The sequence below is a fragment of the Streptomyces sp. SL06 genome (assembly GCF_058244745.1).
On sequence record NZ_JBSYOT010000002.1, the window covers coordinates 5,388,004 to 5,404,276 of the forward strand.

Below are 16,273 nucleotides of genomic sequence, written 5' to 3' on the forward strand. Positions count from 1 at the left end.
GAACGTAACCGTCCCCGCCCCCTCGTGAACCTGTGACTTGCGTCCCGTCCCGGGTACCGCCGCGCCCGGTGCTGTCACACCCGGCTGGCACCATGTCCTCATGAACATCGTGCTCTTTCACTCGACCCTCGGCCCGAGGCCCGCGGTGCGGCAGGCGGCCGACCGGCTGCGCGCCGCCGGGCACCAGGTGTGGACGCCGGACCTCTACGAGGGCCGGGTCTTCGACACGGTCGAGGAGGGCATGACCCACCAGGACGCGATCGGCAAGGAGGAGCTGCTGAAGCGGGCCGTGCTGGCCGCCGCGCCCTATTCCGAACGGGGCCTTGTGTACGCCGGGTTCTCGCTCGGCGCCTCCATCGCGCAGACCCTCGCCCTCGGCGACCACCGGGCCCGCGCGCTGCTCCTCCTGCACGGCACCTCGGACATCGCGCACAACGCCTCGGTGGACGAACTGCCGGTCCAGCTGCACGTGGCCGAGCCCGACCCCTTCGAGACGGACGACTGGCTCAGCGCCTGGTATCTCCAGATGGGCCGGATCGGCGCCGATGTCGAGGTGCACCGGTATGCCGGGGCCGGCCACCTCTACACCGACCCCGGACTGCCGGACTACGACGAGGAGGCGGCCGAGGCCACCTGGCGGGTGGCGCTCGGCTTCCTCGGCTCGCTGGGGGAGACGGACGCGAGCGGGGATCAGACCGGCGCGTAGACCCGCTCGACGCGCTGGGTGCCGCTGCGCGTGCGGTAGGAACGGGACCACGCGGACGTGGCGGCCGGGTCGGTGCGGTCGGAGACGACGTAGTAGTCCATCTGCGCCCGCTGCGCGGTGATGTCCAGCACGCCGTAGCCGTGCCGGTCGGTGTCGACCCAGTGGACGTGCCGGTTCGCGGCCCGGATGACCGGCTCCGCGACCGCCGAGACCGTGCCCTCGGGGACCTTCACGATGTCGTCGAGGTTGTCGGAGGTCACCGAGGTGACGACGAACTCGGTGGCCGCCGAGGCCGACAGCGGGTACGTACCGGCGTTGTACGGCACGTCGTTGGCCCACGCCATGTGGATGTCGCCGGTCAGGAACACCGTGTTGCCGACGGCGTTCGCGCGCAGGTGCGCAAGCAGTTCGCGGCGGTCGTCGGTGTAGCCGTCCCACTGGTCGGTGTTGAGGGCGAGGCCCTCCTTGGGCAGGCCGAGCAGCTCGGCGAGCGGCTTCAGCAGTGCGGCGGAGAGCGAGCCGATCGCGAACGGCGAGATCATCACCGGGTTGCCGACCAGCCGCCAGGTGGCGTCGGAGGACGCGAGCCGGGACTTGAGCCAGTCGAGCTGGGCGCGGCCGGTGAGGGTGCGCTCCGGGTCGTCGACCTCGCCCTTGCCGAGCGCCGCCTGCTGCGAGCGGAAGGAGCGCAGGTCCAGCAGGGACAGATCGGCCAGCCTGCCGAAGCGCAGCCCGCGGTAGGTGGTGCCGGCGATCGCCGGGCGTACCGGCATCCACTCGAAGTAGGCCCGCTTGGCGGCGGTCTGGCGCGCCGCCCAGCTGCCCTCGGCGCCCTCGGTGTGGTTCTCGGCGCCGCCCGACCAGGCGTCGTTGGCCATCTCGTGGTCGTCCCAGATCGCCACGACCGGCGCGGCGGCGTGCAGGGCCTGGAGGTCGGGGTCGGTCTTGTGGCGGGCGTGCCGGATCCGGTAGTCGGCGAGGGTGAGGATCTCGTGGGCCGGCGCGTGCGGCCGTACGACGGTGTCGCGGTTGCCGTACTCGCCGGTGCCGTACTCGTAGATGTAGTCGCCCAGATGCAGCCAGGCGTCCAGGTCGCCGCGGGCGGCGAGGTGGCGGTACGAGGAGAAGTACCCGGCCTCCCAGTTGGCGCAGGAGACCACGCCGAAGCGCAGGCCCGCGACGGCCGCGTCGGGTGCGGGAGCGGTGCGGGTGCGGGCGACGGGGGAGTCGGTGGGGCCCGCGGAGAAGCGGAACCAGTAGTCCGTGGCGGGTGCCAGGCCCCGCACGTCCGCCTTGACGGTGTGGTCGGAGGCGGCCGTCGCGGTGACGGACCCCTTGGCGACGAGGTGCGTGAAGGCCTTGTCCGTGGCGACGAACCAGCTCACCTCGGTGTCCGGGCCCGTTCCGGAGCCGGGTGCGGCCTCGGGCGTCGGCGTCACCCGGGTCCACAGCAGGACGCCGTCGGGCAGCGGATCGCCGGAGGCGACGCCGTGCAGGAAGGCGGGGGCCGGCTCGACGGCACCGGCGGGCAGTGCCGCGGCGAGCGGGGCGGCCAGGACGGCGCCGGCCGCCGCGGCCCTGACGACCGTACGGCGGCTCGGTGCTCGGGCGCCCGCGCGTTCGGCGGACGACGGGAGGGCGTTCTCGACGGTGTTCTGGGACGATCTGTGTCGACTGGTCACGGCCGATCAGGTTACTGATCGGTACGCGGGCGGGCGGGCGAACTCGCGAAAGTTCGCCCGCCCGTCGACCGGAGGTCACCGGGTCACTTGGTGACGCCCGCGTCCTTCAGCGCCTTCTGCCAGTCGGCGGCGGTGCCCGGGGTGTCGATGACCTTGTCGTTGACCTTGATGGTCGGGGTCGACTCGACGCCGTCGGCCGCGTCGAAGGACTTGCTCATCCGCATCGCCCAGGCGTCGTAGGTGCCCTTCTCCACGGCGTCCTGGAACTTCTTGTTGTTCTTCAGGGCGTCGACCGTGTCCGCCACCTTGATCAGGTAGTCGTCCTTGGCGAACTCGTCGGTCGACTCCTCCGGGTGGTACTTGGCGGAGTACAGGGCGGTCTTGTAGTCGACGAACGCCTCGGGGCTGACGTTCAGCGCGGCGCCGAGCGCGCTGAGCGCGTTCTTCGAGCCCTCGCCGCCCAGGTTGCCGTCGAGGAAGGTGCCGATGGTGAAGGAGAGCTTGTAGTCGCCGTCCTGCATGCCCTTGTTGACGGTCTCGCCGATGCTCTGCTCGAAGGAGGCGCAGGCCGGGCAGCGCGGGTCCTCGTAGAGGTGGACGACGTTGTCGGACTTGGCCTCGCCGACGACGACCGTGGTGCCGTCCTTGCCGGAGGTGTTGGCCGGGGCCACCACCTTGGCGTCGGCGGCCTTCTCCCACGCCGAGGGCTGGTTGCCCTGCACGACGGCGTAGCTGATGCCGCCGGCTATCGCCAGCACGCCGACGATGGAGGCGGCCACGACGGCCTGCCGCTTGACCTTGTCGCGCTTGGCCTGACGCTCGCGCTCCTGGCGCAGACGTTCACGGGCCGCCGTCTTCGCCGCCTGGCTGTTCCGCTTGCTCATGATGGTGATCTCTCCGGGGACGTGCACACGGGGGTGTGCGCGAGTGTGTACGGGGGGACTGCTGTGCTCGGTCGGGTCACACGAGGGCGACCGGGCACGGTGGTCCGCGCCGTCCCAGGGAGTGCGTGAGGATCCGCTCGCGGGCGCCGGTGGTGCGGCCGGTCCGGGGCACCGGGCGGGACGCCGCCGGGGCCCTGCGCACGCTCACGGCCGCGACGGCGAGCAGCAGCGGACGGAAGGTGGTCGCGGCCACCGCGCCCAGCAACTGGGCCAGCGCGCGCTCGCCGCGCCGCAGCCAGGCCGCCGCCAGCAGACCCACCCCGACGTGCGCGCCGAGCAGCAGCCAGGCGGTGGCGGGGTCGGCCTGGGCCAGCACGGACGCCACCCGGTCGGTCTCGGCGCCGGTCACCCGGGTCAGCGGGGCGGTCACACCTGCGTGGACGCCGGTGCCGTCGCCGCACAGCAGGTCGAAGCCGACGGAGCGCAGCGGGCCCGCGACGGGGCCGCCCGCCCGGCCGTAGCAGACGTGCTGGCCGGTGGTGAAGACCGTGTCGGCGGCCAGCTCCAGCGGGATCAGCAGGGCGGCGATCCGCCCGAAGCCGCGCTCGCGCCGCCCGGCCAGGGCGTACGCGAGCAGGAACACGGCGGCGGCGACCGCCGTCACCGTGGCCAGCGGCAGCGGCACCCCGGACAGCAGCACGTGCGACGCGGTGCTGAGGGTCACGACCAGTGCCGTGAACAGCGCCGCGCGTACGGCTCTGAATGGGGTTCCGGATATGTCCATAGCAGTAGAAGAGTCTGTCACGGAGTCCGGTAAGAGACTCCTAAAGGGTTCCTGTGAGAGTGCCGGCGATCACGCCGGTGAGCGCAGACCGGGAATCCGGCCGTTGCGGAACAGGTCGACGAAGATCTGGTGGTCGGCACGCGCGCGTGCGCCGTAGCGGTGCGCGAAGTCGGTCAGCAGGGGCGTGAAGCCCTCCTCGTCGGCCGCGATCGCCGCGTCGATGGCGCGCTCGGTGGAGAACGGCACCAGGGACTCCCCGGACTGGTCGTCGGCCGCCGCGTGCATGGTGGCCGTGGCCCGGCCCAGGTCGGCGACGACCTCGGCGATCTCCTCCGGGTCGTCGATGTCGTCCCAGTCCAGGTCGACGGCGTACGGCGAGACCTCGGCGACCAGCTGGCCGCAGCCGTCCAGCTCGGTCCAGCCCAGCCACGGGTCGGCGTGCGCCTGGAGGGCGCGCTGGGAGATCACCGTGCGGTGGCCCTCGTGCTGGAAGTAGTCCCGGATCGCCCGGTCGGTGACGTGCCGGGAGACCGCCGGGGTCTGGGCCTGCTTGATGTAGATCACAACGTCGTTCTCCAGGGCGTCGCTGTTGCCCTCCAGGAGGATGTTGTACGAGGGCAGGCCGGCCGACCCGATGCCGATGCCCCGGCGTCCCACCACGTCCTTCACGCGGTAGGAGTCCGGACGGGCCAGGGACGACTCGGGGAGCGTCTCCAGATAGCCGTCGAAGGCCGCGAGCACCTTGTAGCGGGTGGCGGCGTCCAGCTCGACGGAGCCGCCGCCGGGGGCGAAGCGGCGCTCGAAGTCACGGATCTCGGTCATCGAGTCCAGCAGCCCGAAGCGGGTCAGGGAGCGGGCCAGGCGCAGCGCGCCCAGCAGCGGCCCCTCCGCGGTGTCCAGGGTGAAGGGCGGCACCTCGTCGCTCTTGGCGCCGGTGGCCAGGGCGTGGATCCGCTCGCGGTAGGCGTCCGCGTACACCCGCACCAGCTCGGTGATCTGCTCGTCGCTGAACGCCTTCGCATACCCGATCAGGGCGACGGAGGCGGCGAAGCGCTCCAGGTCCCAGGTGAAGGGGCCGACATAGGCCTCGTCGAAGTCGTTGGCATTGAAGGTGAGCCGGCCGGTGGAGTCCATGTAGGTGCCGAAGTTCTCCGCGTGCAGGTCGCCGTGGATCCACACCCGGGAGGTCCGCTCGTCCAGGTAGGGGCCGCCGTGCCGCGCAGCGGACTCCCGGCCCGCGGTCAGGTCGTGGTAGAAGAGACACGCCGTGCCGCGGTAGAAGGCGAAGGCCGAGGCCGCCATCTTCCGGAACTTCACGCGGAACGCCGCCGGATCCGCGGCCAGCAGCCGGCCGAAGGCGGTGTCGAAGACGGCGAGGATCTCCTCGCCGCGGTGCTCCTCGTTGGGCTTCGGGACCGACATGCCTGGTGCCTCCTGGTGCGGATGGTGCCTGACGAGTGGAGCGGATCTCCACCCGGCCAACGTTCGGCGGGATGCGGGAGTGCCCGCGCCAGAAGGTACGCGCGGGAGGCCCCGAGGTGTCAGTGGCGAGGCATAGACTTCGACGCCGAACCCCCGGACTGACCGCAGCCCGTCGCCCAGAGTTCTCCCAGGAGGCCGCACGTGTCCAAGCCGCCGTTCACGCACCTGCACGTCCACACCCAGTACTCGCTGCTGGACGGCGCCGCGCGGCTGAAGGACATGTTCGACGCCTGCAATGAGATGGGCATGTCGCACATCGCCATGTCCGACCACGGCAATCTGCACGGGGCGTACGACTTCTTCCACTCCGCGAAGAAGGCCGGGGTCACCCCGATCATCGGGATCGAGGCGTATGTCGCCCCCGAGTCGCGCCGCAACAAGCGCAAGATCCAGTGGGGCCAGCCGCACCAGAAGCGGGACGACGTCTCCGGTTCGGGCGGTTACACCCACAAGACGATGTGGGCGGTGAACAAGACCGGCCTGCACAACCTCTTCCGCCTCTCCTCCGACGCGTACGCCGAGGGCTGGCTGCAGAAGTGGCCCCGGATGGACAAGGAGACCATCTCCCAGTGGTCCGAGGGGATCGTCGCCTCCACCGGCTGCCCCTCCGGCGAGGTGCAGACCCGGCTGCGCCTCGGCCACTTCGACGAGGCACTGAAGGCCGCCGCCGACTACCAGGACATCTTCGGCAAGGACCGCTACTTCCTGGAGCTGATGGACCACGGCATCGACATCGAGCACCGGGTCCGCGACGGCCTGCTGGAGATCGGCAGGAAGCTCGGCATCCCCCCGCTGGTCACCAACGACTCGCACTACACGTACGCGCACGAGGCGACCGCCCACGACGCCCTGCTGTGCATCCAGACCGGCAAGAACCTCTCCGACCCGGACCGCTTCCGCTTCGACGGCACCGGCTACTACCTGAAGTCGACGGACGAGATGTACGCCATCGACTCCTCCGACGCCTGGCAGGAGGGCTGCGCCAACACGCGCCTGGTGGCCGAGATGGTCGATGTCGACGGCATGTTCGAAAAGCGCGACCTCATGCCGAAGTTCGACATCCCCGAGGGCTTCACCGAGGTCACCTGGTTCCAGGAGGAGGTCCGCCGCGGCATGGCGCGCCGCTTCCCCGGCGGCGTCCCCGAGGACCGCCAGAAGCAGGCCGAGTACGAGATGGACGTCATCATCCAGATGGGGTTCCCGGGCTACTTCCTCGTGGTCGCCGACTTCATCATGTGGGCCAAGAACCAGGGCATCGCCGTCGGCCCCGGCCGAGGCTCCGCGGCCGGCTCGATCGTGGCGTACGCGATGGGCATCACCGACCTCGACCCGATCCCGCACGGCCTGATCTTCGAGCGGTTCCTCAACCCCGAGCGCGTCTCCATGCCCGACGTCGACATCGACTTCGACGAGCGCAGGCGCGTCGAGGTGATCAGGTACGTGACGGAGAAGTACGGCGCCGACAAGGTCGCCATGATCGGCACCTACGGCAAGATCAAGGCGAAGAACGCCATCAAGGACTCCGCGCGCGTGCTGGGCTACCCGTACGCCATGGGCGACCGGCTCACCAAGGCCATGCCCGCCAACGTCCTCGGCAAGGGCATCGACCTCAACGGCATCACGGACCCCACCCACCCCCGCTACGGCGAGGCCGGCGAGATCCGCTCGATGTACGAGAGCGAGCCGGACGTGAAGAAGGTCATCGACACCGCCAAGGGCGTCGAGGGCCTGGTCCGGCAGATGGGCGTGCACGCCGCCGGCGTGATCATGTCCAGCGAGCCCATCGTCGACCACGCCCCGATCTGGGTGCGGCACACCGACGGCGTCACCATCACGCAGTGGGACTACCCGCAGTGCGAGTCGCTCGGCCTGCTGAAGATGGACTTCCTCGGCCTGCGCAACCTGACGATCATGGACGACGCCGTCAAGATGGTGAAGTCCAACAAGGGCGTCGACCTCGACCTGCTGGCGCTGCCGCTGGACGATCCCACGACCTTCGAACTGCTCCAGCGCGGTGACACGCTCGGCGTCTTCCAGTTCGACGGCGGCCCGATGCGCTCCCTGCTGCGGCTGATGAAGCCCGACAACTTCGAAGACATCTCCGCCGTCTCCGCGCTCTACCGGCCCGGCCCCATGGGCATGGACTCGCACACCAACTACGCGCTGCGCAAGAACGGCCTCCAGGAGATCACGCCGATCCACAAGGAGCTGGAGGAGCCCCTCCAGGAGGTCCTCGCGGTCACCCACGGCCTGATCGTCTACCAGGAGCAGGTGCAGAAGGCCGCCCAGATCATCGCGGGCTACTCGCTCGGCGAGGCCGACATCCTGCGCCGCGTGATGGGCAAGAAGAAGCCCGACGAACTGGCGAAGAACTTCGTCCTCTTCCAGGAGGGCGCCCGCAAGAACGGCTACAGCGACGAGGCGATCCAGGCCCTGTGGGACGTGCTGGTCCCGTTCGCCGGCTACGCCTTCAACAAGGCGCACTCCGCCGCCTACGGACTGGTCTCGTACTGGACCGGATACCTGAAGGCCAACTACCCGGCCGAGTACATGGCGGCCCTGCTCACCTCGGTCAAGGACGACAAGGACAAGTCGGCCGTCTATCTGAACGAGTGCCGGCGCATGGGCATCAAGGTGCTGCCGCCCAACGTGAACGAGTCCATGTCGAACTTCGCCGCCCAGGGCGACGACGTGATCCTCTTCGGCCTGTCCGCCGTGCGCAATGTCGGCACCAACGTCGTCGAGTCGATCATCAGGTGCCGCAAGGCCAAGGGGAAGTACGCCTCCTTCCCCGACTACCTCGACAAGGTGGAGGCGGTCGTCTGCAACAAGCGGACGACGGAGTCGCTGATCAAGGCCGGCGCCTTCGACGAGCTGGGGCACACCCGCAAGGGCCTCACCGCGCAGTACGAGCCGATGATCGACAATGTGGTCGCGGTCAAGCGCAAGGAGGCCGAGGGCCAGTTCGACCTCTTCGGCGGCATGGGCGAGGAGCAGAACGACGAGCCCGGCTTCGGACTCAACGTCGTCTTCGGCGAGGACGAGTGGGACAAGACCTATCTGCTCGCCCAGGAGCGGGAGATGCTCGGTCTCTACGTCTCCGACCATCCGCTCTTCGGCCTGGAGCACGTGCTGTCCGACAAGGCCGACGCGGGCATCTCCCAGCTCACCGGCGGTGACTTCGGCGACGGCGCGGTCGTCACCATCGGCGGCATCATCTCGGGCCTCCAGCGCAAGATGACCAAGCAGGGCAACGCCTGGGCCATCGCCACCGTCGAGGACCTGGCCGGTTCCATCGAGTGCATGTTCTTCCCGGCGACCTACCAGCTGGTGTCCACCCAACTCGTCGAGGACGCCGTGGTGTTCGTCAAGGGACGCCTCGACAAGCGCGAGGACGTGCCACGCCTCGTCGCGATGGAACTGACGATTCCCGACCTGTCCAACGCGGGCACCAACGCGCCCGTGGTCCTCACCATCCCGGCCACCCGGATCACCCCGCCGATGGTCAGCCGCCTCGGCGAGATCCTCACGCACCACCGGGGCGACAGCGAGGTGCGGATCAGGCTTCAGGGCCCGACCAGGACGACGGTGCTGCGCCTGGACCGGCACCGGGTGAAGCCGGACCCGGCCCTGTTCGGCGATCTCAAGGTGCTGCTCGGACCGTCCTGCCTGGCGGGCTGAGCACCCGGGGGCGCAGGGGACGGAACGGACGAGGGCGCACCCGGTGCCGGGTGCGCCCTCGTGTCCGCGGGGGCCGCAACAGCCCGTTTCGCGGATGTCAGTTGTGGCCGAAGCGCTTCTGCCGCTTGCGGGGGGCCGAGTCGCCGGAGGCCAGCGGCGAGCCGTGCTGCTCGTCGCGGTCCATGACGGGCGAGTCGGCCGTCTGCTGGGCGCGCTCGGACTGCGGCTGCTTACGATCACGGTTGTTCTTGTTCTTGGCCATGGTGATCTACCTCCTGAGGGGGATCTGGGGACCAGGCCCGTGAATTCAGACTCACATAGCCCAACAAAGAACGCATATCGGGTAATTACCGTGTGTGACGGGGTTCGTCGGAGAGTGGGCCGCGCAAACGCCACGCCGAAGATCGAGTTCGGTCCGTTAACCTCCCCGTGGTCGGGCAGACTCGAAGGAAGCCCGAAGCAAACCTCCCGGAAAGAGGGTGGATCGCGTGGACCGCTGCATCGTCCTGGTGGACGCCGGGTATCTGCTGGGGGCCGCCGCGAGTCTGCTCGCCGGGGAGCCCTCACGCTCGCGCATCACCGTCGATCACGCCGCCCTCGTCCAGGGCCTGCGTGACCGCGCCGAATCCGACACACGGCAGCCCCTGCTGCGCATCTACTGGTTCGACGGCGCCCCCGACCGCGTCCCGCAGCCCGAGCACCGCCGGCTGCGCGTCATGCCCCGGGTCACCGTCCGGCTCGGCGCCCTCACGCGCAGTGACGGCCGCTGGGCGCAGAAGGGCGTGGACGCCGCCATGCACGCCGAACTGACCGAACTGGCCCGCAACCGCGCCTGCTCGGACGTCGTCCTGGTGACCGGCGACGGCGACCTGCTGCCCGGCATGATGGCCGCCAAGGAGCACGGCGTCGCCGTCCACCTGTGGGCCGTACAGGCCGCGGACGGCGACTACAACCAGTCCGAGGACCTCGTCGCCGAGGCCGACGAACGACGCGTCCTGGACCGTACGTGGATCACGAAGGCCGTACGCGCCAAGGAATACGGAGGGGTCTGCGCGCCACCGCCCGTGCCCCGCCCCGAGATCGCCGCGATCCTCTCCGCGCCGCTGCCCGAGTCCGCCCTCCCCGGCACCGAGCGGCCCGCCGAGGAACCGGAGCACCCCACCACCGCCGCCGGCGGGCGCAACGGCGCCGCCGAGCGCGTACCGCCCGCCAAGGGCGTCCCCACCCCCAAGGACCTCGCCGCCCTGCGCGCCCCCGGCGCCCAACCCGCCCCGCAGCCGCCGACCGCCACCCTGCGCTGGTCCTCCGACAAGGGCTGGGTGGACCGGTCCGCCGCCGAGCCGCCCGAGGCCGTCTCGATGCCCACGCTGGCCCAGCTGACCACGGCCGAGCAGCGCTGGGCCGACCGCGAGGAGGACATCACGACGGTCGGCGGCGACCCGTACGAGGTCGGGCAGGTCTTCGCGCGCCGCTGGCTGGAGCGCCTCGGCGACCAGGGCCACCTGCAGAAGCTCTCCGGGATGTACCCCCGCATCCCGCACCGCGTCGACGGCGAGCTGCTGCGCTACGCCGCCCGCTTCGGGCTGCTGGCCCACAAGGACGACCAGATCGACGAGCACGACCGGTACGCGATCCGGGCCGGGTTCTGGCGGGAGATCGACGTACGTACGGCGACCGAGCGCACCCCCGCGGCGGAGTGAGACCCCCGGCTGAAACGACACTTATGGGCGGACCCGGAAGCGGGGCGCAGCGACGGACCCCGTACTCTCGTCCCTTGTGAGTACGCGCGCGGCACAGGCACTTCGACCCGGTGGGGCCGTGGTGTGCGCGGTGCGCGGACTGACCAAGACCTATCCGGCGGTGCGCGGCAGGCGGGGCGTACCCGCGGTTCCCGAGGTGCGGGCCACCGACGACGTGACCCTGGAGATCCGCCGCGGTGAGATCTTCGGACTGCTCGGGCCGAACGGCGCCGGCAAGTCCACCCTCGTACGCCAGCTCACCGGGCTGATGCGCCCCGACCGCGGCGGCGTGGAGATCCTCGGGCACGACATCGTGCGCCACCCGGAGCGGGCCGCGCGGATCCTCGCCTACCTCGGGCAGCAGTCCAGCGCCCTGGACGAGCTGACCGTGTCGCTCGCCGCCGAGACCACCGGGCGGCTGCGCGGCCTCGAGGTGCACAGGGCGCGCGCCGAGCGGGACGCCGTCCTCGACGAACTGGGCCTGACCCCCCTCGCCGCCCGCCCGATCAAGAGGCTCTCCGGCGGACAGCGCCGGCTGGCCTGCTTCGCCTCCGCGCTGGTGGGGGAGCGCCCGCTGCTCGTCCTGGACGAACCGACCACCGGCATGGACCCGGTGGCCCGGCGCGCGGTGTGGGCCGCGGTCGACCGGCGGCGCGCCGAGCACGGCACCACCGTGCTGCTCGTCACCCACAACGTCATCGAGGCCGAGACCGTCCTCGACCGGGTCGCCGTCCTCGACCGGGGGCGCGTGATCGCCTGCGACACGCCCTCCGGACTCAAGGAGAAGGTCGCGGGCGAGGTCCGCGTCGACCTGGTGTGGCGCGAGAGCGCGCCGCTGAACGTCCCGGAGGTCGCCGCCCTGCGCGACCGCGCCGTCGAGTCCGGTCGCCGCTGGACGCTGCGGCTCGCCCCCGAGGAGGCCCGCGCGGTCGTCGCCACCGTCACCGGCGGTGCGGCCTTCGCCGCCCTGGACGACTTCACCCTCGCCACCCCCAGCCTGGAGGACGTGTACCTGGCGCTGGGCGGCGCCGCCCGGCAGGGGCTGGTGAGGGCTTGAGCACGCGCACGGTGAGCACACCGGCCGCCGCATCCGTACCCATCAGGGCGACCGCTTCGAACGACCCTAGCGAAGGGGAGCAGCGCGACGTGAGTCTCGTATCCGCCGATGTCCTGCCGGGTGGTGCCCTGGCTGTCGAGGAGGAGCAGGGTGCGGCCGAGCTGGGGCCGAGGGCGCGGCTGTGGCCCTCCCTGGTGGCCGTGTACCGGGCGCAGCTGTCCCGGGCACGGGTCGCGCGCATCCCGCTGCTGTTCGTGGCCACCTTCCAGTCGGTCGGCATCATGATCCTGATGCGCGGGGTCGTGGACGGCGGCGGCGAGGCGCAGGCCGTGGTCGCCGGGGCGTCGGTGCTCGTCGTGGCCTTCGTGGCGCTGAACCTGCTCGCCCAGTACTTCGGCCAGCTGCGCGCGAGCGGCGGCCTCGACCACTACGCGACGCTGCCGGTGCCGCCGGCCGCGGTGGTGCTGGGCGCGGCCGGCGCGTACGCCTCCTTCACCGTGCCCGGGACCGTCGTGACGGCGGTGTTCGGGTGCCTGCTGTTCGGGCTGCCGCTGACGCACCTGTGGGTGCTGGCGGCCGTGATCCCGCTGGCGGGCGCCGCGCTCTCCGGGCTGGGCGCGGCCCTGGGCCTGCTCGCCCCCCGGCCCGAGTTCGCCACGCTCCTCGGCCAGCTGGGCATGTCCGCCGCGCTGCTGCTGGGCGTGCTGCCGCCCGAGCGGATGCCGGGAGTGGTCCTGCTGGCCCGGGACCTGCTGCCCTCGACCTACGGCGTGGAGGCCTTCGCGCGCACGTTCGGGGACCATCCCGACTGGGCCTTCGTCCTCGGGGACCTCGCCGTGTGCGCCGCGGTCGGCGTGATCTCACTGGCCGTCGCCACCTGGGCGTACCGCCGGGCCGCCGTCCGGTGAGGCGCCGCACAGACAGGTTTGGCACGATGGCACAGTGACCGCGCCTCTGACTCCGCCACCGCCACCGAACGACCGCTCGCCGTACCAGGGCGGGCCGGTGCCGCCGCCCGCCGGTGCGCACGCGGTGGGCACCGTGTCCGGCACTCCGTACGACCACTACGGCGAACAGGACGGTCCCGGGATGTTGACCGAAGTGCGTCAGGCTGCCGTGACCGCCGTGGCGGTGGCGCTCTCCGGTGTGCTGCTGGGCCTGCTGTGGTGGCGGCTGGCCCCCAGCGTGCCGCTGGTCGGCGACGTGGTGGGCGACAATTGGACCGTCTACCTCAAGGACTCCGAGGGCGAGCAGGCGGTCGGTGTCGACGGCACCTTCACCCTCCTCGCGCTGGCGTTCGGGGTGGTCAGCGCGGTGCTGGTGTTCCTGCTGCGGCGACGCGGAGGCGTGCCCCTGGTGGTGGCGCTGGGCGTCGGCGGACTGCTCGGGTCACTGCTGGCGTGGCGGGTCGGAGTGTGGCTCGGCCCCACCCAGAACGTGATCGCGCACGCGCGGGACGTGGGCAAAGGGGTGACGTTCTCCGCCCCGCTGAAGCTGGGCGCCAAAGGGGCGCTGCTGGCGTGGTCGATCGCCGCGCTGGTGGTCCATCTGGGGCTGACGGGGCTGTTCGGGCCCCGGGACCCGGAGCCCGATCCGTGGCCGGCGCCGTACGGGGACAAATCCGCGTAGTTCCGGTGGCGGGCCGACTGGATCTGAAGGCACCGGCGGCCGGGCGGCGGCCCGTCGAGGGCTACGCGCGGCCGATCGGGGCGAGCACCGCGTCCGTGAGCCCGGCCAGGTCGCCGGGGGAGAGTTCGACCTCCAGACCGCGGCGGCCCGCCGAGACGCAGACCGTGGCGTGGTCCGACACCGACGCGTCCAGGACCGTCGGCAGCCTCTTGCGCTGGCCCAGCGGGGAGATGCCGCCGCGGACGTAGCCCGTGGTGCGCTCGGCCAGGACCGGGTCGGCCAGCACCGCGCGCTTGCCGCCGACCGCGGCCGCCAGTGCCTTCAGATCCAGCCGGCCCGCCACCGGCACCACCGCGACCGTCAGGGTGCCGTCGACGTTGGCCACCAGCGTCTTGAAGACCCGCTCGGGCGGGACACCCATCGCCTCGGCCGCCTCCTCGCCGTAGGACGGGTGGGCGGGATCGTGCTCGTACGCGTGCACCGTGTACGCGACTGCGGCCGCCGCAAGCGCCACGGTCGCGGGCGTCCCGCCGGGCTGCTGCCCACGCTGCTTCTTCTTCGCCATCAGGGCCGCCACCTCAGTTGAGACTCGTCGGGCCGCGCGTCAGGTCCGGGGACGGCACCGACGGCAGCGAACGGATGATGGCGGTCTCCGAGCGCAGGAGTCTGAGTTCGTCCCGGAGGCGGGAGGCGGTGTCCGGGGCCTGGAGCAGACGCTGCTTCGTCGGCGTGTCCAGCATCATCGCCGCGGCGACCAGGTAGGAGACCACGCCCGGTTCGTCCGGGAGTTCGGCGCCGGTCGCGAGCGACCGCTCGCGTGCCCCCGCAAGCCGCTTCTGGTACTGCCGGAAGGACCGCAGCACGCCCTCGGCCAGCGCGCCCGCCTCGTCGCCGGGTTCCTCGGCCAGCGGCTCCAGCTCGGCCGTCAGGAAGGGGCCCGAGGCGTCCACCGAGACCAGCCGCACCCGGGCCGTGCCGGTGGCCAGCACCTCGAAGGTGCCGTCGGCGCGCTCGCGGATCGTCGCCGCGTCCGCGATACAGCCCACCTTGTGGAACGCCTTGACCGGGTCGGGCCCGAAGCCGGCCGTCGGCCCGCGTTCCAGCGTGGCCGTCGGGTCGGGCAGGCCGGGGGCGCTCCGGGCCACCTCGTGGCCGTCGCGGATCGTCACGACGGCGAACCGGCGCGGTTCGTCCTCGGCGGTTTTCAGCAGCTCGCGCATCATGGCGCGATAGCGCTCCTCGAAGATGTTGAGCGGGAGCACCAGCCCCGGGAACAGAACGGTGTTCAGGGGGAAGAGGGGGAGCCGGACGGTGGTCACGACGCAGAAGCCTAATGGTCGCCGGGGCGGGCGCGTCCGCCGTGCCCACTGTCTGGATGGCCTGAACCCTTCGTGCCGCGCGCGGAGGCCGCCGCGGCACGGACCTCCGCGCGCACCTGGAGGAATCGGCCGAGCGGGTCGTCAAAGTCCCGGTCCCAGGGGAAGGACGTGACGTACGGGCCGGTCAGACGCAGTTGCTCCGCCGCGTCCCGGTGACGCTCCAGGCGTACGAGGACGTACACCAGCAGGTTCCGCAGCTCCGCCGCCCCCGGGTCGGCCGCCGGACGGGACGCCGAGAGGGCGATCGCGCGGTCGGCCGCCGTGTCCAGGCGGGCCCGGCGCGCGTGCGGTCCGGCCGGGTCGCCGCCGGGGCCGCTCGTGGTCAGGCAGATGTGGGCCGCCCGCAGCGGCAGCGCCCGTACGAGCGCGTCCTCGGGGGCGTCCTGTGCGGCGGTCTCGGCGAAGTCCAGGCACTCGCGGTGGGCGTCGGGCGAGGCGGCGGCCAGGTACTCCAGGGCCGCGACATGGCAGCCGAAGTGGTGCGGCGCGCGGCGTACCGCCTGCGCCCACAGCCGCGCGAACTCGGCGTGTCCGGCGCGTGCGCCCCGTGCCGTGTCCAGCGCGGTCCGCCACGGCACCGGGTCGGGTCCGGCGTCCTCGGCGGCGGCCGTGACCGCGGGCAGCGCCTGGCGCAGGAGTTCGGCGCGGGCCGGGGAGTCCCAGTGACGGCACACCGTCAGCCGGGCGGCGACCAGCAGGGCGTCGGGGTCGTCCGGGGCCGCGGCGCACCAGTCGTCCAGCCACTCGGCGCGTGAGCGGGCGAAGGCGGCGAGCCGGGTCGTCCAGCCGTCGCGGTGCTCCCACTCGCCGTGTTCGCGGGTACCGGCGAGCAGGGCGGCCACGGGGCCGTACTCCCCGCGGGCCGCCGCGACCAGGGCGGGGGCGAGGCGTTCGTCGGGGGCGTCGAGGAGCACGTCGTCGTCTTGGGCGAGCCGTGAGGCCCGGGAGCGGTTCCGGGCCGCCACCCGGAGGAACACGCGCAGCATGGCCAGTACGACGGCCGACCCTCCACGATGGTTGTGCGCCCTGGGCGGCGCTCTCCCTGGCCTCCACCACAGGGCTCGCGCGCTTGGTGGGGCCGGGGCTCCCCACCGTCCACGACTGCCGTCCGGTACCGGACGGGGGTCCCGGGCGCCGGGCGCCGCGGCCCCGGTCCCGGAGAGATGTCCCGCCCGGTGGGAATCGTGGTCCGGCGAGGCCGCGTCCTGCCGACCTCCCGCGAGTGGGATTCCGGGGCCCGCGGTCGGTCG

The 16,273-nt window shown here is 71.9% G+C and carries 14 protein-coding genes; 6 read left to right on the forward strand and 8 right to left on the reverse strand.

Features of this window, described 5'->3' with window-relative positions:
* The first annotated feature begins 100 nt into the window (after window positions 1–100).
* Window positions 101–706, forward strand: coding sequence for a dienelactone hydrolase family protein (locus AC4IHM_RS24675; protein ID WP_490869188.1), 606 nt, complete (start codon window positions 101–103; stop codon window positions 704–706).
* Here AC4IHM_RS24675 and AC4IHM_RS24680 read toward each other — a convergent pair.
* The 4 genes from AC4IHM_RS24680 to AC4IHM_RS24695 all read right to left on the reverse strand — a co-directional run bounded on the left by AC4IHM_RS24680 (window position 691) and on the right by AC4IHM_RS24695 (window position 5,478).
* On the reverse strand, window positions 691–2,388 hold the full coding sequence (locus AC4IHM_RS24680) for an alkaline phosphatase D family protein (RefSeq protein WP_490869189.1): 1,698 nt from the start codon (window positions 2,386–2,388) through the stop codon (window positions 691–693). The two genes, AC4IHM_RS24675 and AC4IHM_RS24680, sit on opposite strands and share 16 nt — an antisense overlap.
* An 83-nt stretch (window positions 2,389–2,471) precedes the next feature.
* Window positions 2,472–3,272, reverse strand: a complete 801-nt coding sequence (locus AC4IHM_RS24685; RefSeq protein WP_490869190.1) for a DsbA family protein — start codon at window positions 3,270–3,272, stop codon at window positions 2,472–2,474.
* 76 nt (window positions 3,273–3,348) lie between these two features.
* Complete coding sequence (locus AC4IHM_RS24690; RefSeq protein ID WP_490869191.1) at window positions 3,349–4,056, reverse strand: hypothetical protein; 708 nt, start codon at window positions 4,054–4,056, stop codon at window positions 3,349–3,351.
* 69 nt (window positions 4,057–4,125) lie between these two features.
* Window positions 4,126–5,478, reverse strand: a complete 1,353-nt coding sequence (locus tag AC4IHM_RS24695) for a DUF2252 domain-containing protein (protein WP_490869192.1) — start codon at window positions 5,476–5,478, stop codon at window positions 4,126–4,128.
* A 201-nt stretch (window positions 5,479–5,679) separates the two neighbouring features.
* Here AC4IHM_RS24695 and dnaE point away from each other — a divergent pair, with 201 nt between their 5' ends.
* A complete protein-coding gene (gene dnaE, locus AC4IHM_RS24700; protein WP_490869193.1) occupies window positions 5,680–9,219 on the forward strand; it encodes a DNA polymerase III subunit alpha in 3,540 nt (1,179 codons plus the stop codon).
* Between the two features lie 97 nt (window positions 9,220–9,316).
* Here the strand turns inward: dnaE and AC4IHM_RS24705 are convergent, their stop codons facing one another.
* On the reverse strand, window positions 9,317–9,481 hold the full coding sequence (locus AC4IHM_RS24705) for a hypothetical protein (RefSeq protein WP_490869194.1): 165 nt from the start codon (window positions 9,479–9,481) through the stop codon (window positions 9,317–9,319).
* 226 nt (window positions 9,482–9,707) lie between these two features.
* Here AC4IHM_RS24705 and AC4IHM_RS24710 point away from each other — a divergent pair, with 226 nt between their 5' ends.
* The 4 genes from AC4IHM_RS24710 to AC4IHM_RS24725 all read left to right on the forward strand — a co-directional run bounded on the left by AC4IHM_RS24710 (window position 9,708) and on the right by AC4IHM_RS24725 (window position 13,644).
* Window positions 9,708–10,919 (forward strand): NYN domain-containing protein, encoded by a 1,212-nt coding sequence (locus AC4IHM_RS24710; RefSeq protein ID WP_490869195.1) that lies wholly within the window; start codon window positions 9,708–9,710, stop codon window positions 10,917–10,919.
* Window positions 10,920–11,040: 121 nt separating this feature from the next.
* Entirely contained in the window at window positions 11,041–12,015 is a 975-nt protein-coding gene (locus AC4IHM_RS24715) for an ABC transporter ATP-binding protein (protein ID WP_490870926.1), read from the forward strand.
* Between the two features lie 89 nt (window positions 12,016–12,104).
* On the forward strand, window positions 12,105–12,923 hold the full coding sequence (locus AC4IHM_RS24720; protein WP_490869196.1) for an ABC transporter permease: 819 nt from the start codon (window positions 12,105–12,107) through the stop codon (window positions 12,921–12,923).
* Between the two features lie 34 nt (window positions 12,924–12,957).
* A complete protein-coding gene (locus AC4IHM_RS24725; RefSeq protein WP_490869197.1) occupies window positions 12,958–13,644 on the forward strand; it encodes an AAA family ATPase in 687 nt (228 codons plus the stop codon).
* Between the two features lie 61 nt (window positions 13,645–13,705).
* Here the strand turns inward: AC4IHM_RS24725 and ybaK are convergent, their stop codons facing one another.
* From ybaK to AC4IHM_RS24740, 3 genes are read right to left on the reverse strand one after another with little or no spacing between them, the layout of a single operon-like run.
* Window positions 13,706–14,209, reverse strand: coding sequence for a Cys-tRNA(Pro) deacylase (gene ybaK, locus AC4IHM_RS24730; protein WP_490869198.1), 504 nt, complete (start codon window positions 14,207–14,209; stop codon window positions 13,706–13,708).
* A gap of 13 nt (window positions 14,210–14,222) precedes the next feature.
* Window positions 14,223–14,963, reverse strand: a complete 741-nt coding sequence (locus AC4IHM_RS24735) for an LON peptidase substrate-binding domain-containing protein (protein ID WP_490869199.1) — start codon at window positions 14,961–14,963, stop codon at window positions 14,223–14,225.
* 11 nt (window positions 14,964–14,974) lie between these two features.
* A complete protein-coding gene (locus tag AC4IHM_RS24740) occupies window positions 14,975–16,009 on the reverse strand; it encodes a hypothetical protein (RefSeq protein ID WP_490869200.1) in 1,035 nt (344 codons plus the stop codon).
* Between the last annotated feature and the right edge of the window lie 264 nt (window positions 16,010–16,273).

What these genes read in the sequence shown, in the direction of transcription:
- ybaK (WP_490869198.1), bottom strand. Translation starts at nt 14,209, where the DNA reads ATGGCGAAGAAGAAGCAGCGTGGGCAGCAGCCCGGCGGGACGCCCGCG.
- AC4IHM_RS24705 (WP_490869194.1), bottom strand. Translation starts at nt 9,481, where the DNA reads ATGGCCAAGAACAAGAACAACCGTGATCGTAAGCAGCCGCAGTCCGAG.
- AC4IHM_RS24685 (WP_490869190.1), bottom strand. Translation starts at nt 3,272, where the DNA reads ATGAGCAAGCGGAACAGCCAGGCGGCGAAGACGGCGGCCCGTGAACGT.
- AC4IHM_RS24695 (WP_490869192.1), bottom strand. Translation starts at nt 5,478, where the DNA reads ATGTCGGTCCCGAAGCCCAACGAGGAGCACCGCGGCGAGGAGATCCTC.
- AC4IHM_RS24740 (WP_490869200.1), bottom strand. Translation starts at nt 16,009, where the DNA reads ATGCTGCGCGTGTTCCTCCGGGTGGCGGCCCGGAACCGCTCCCGGGCC.
- AC4IHM_RS24675 (WP_490869188.1), top strand. Translation starts at nt 101, where the DNA reads ATGAACATCGTGCTCTTTCACTCGACCCTCGGCCCGAGGCCCGCGGTG.
- AC4IHM_RS24690 (WP_490869191.1), bottom strand. Translation starts at nt 4,056, where the DNA reads ATGGACATATCCGGAACCCCATTCAGAGCCGTACGCGCGGCGCTGTTC.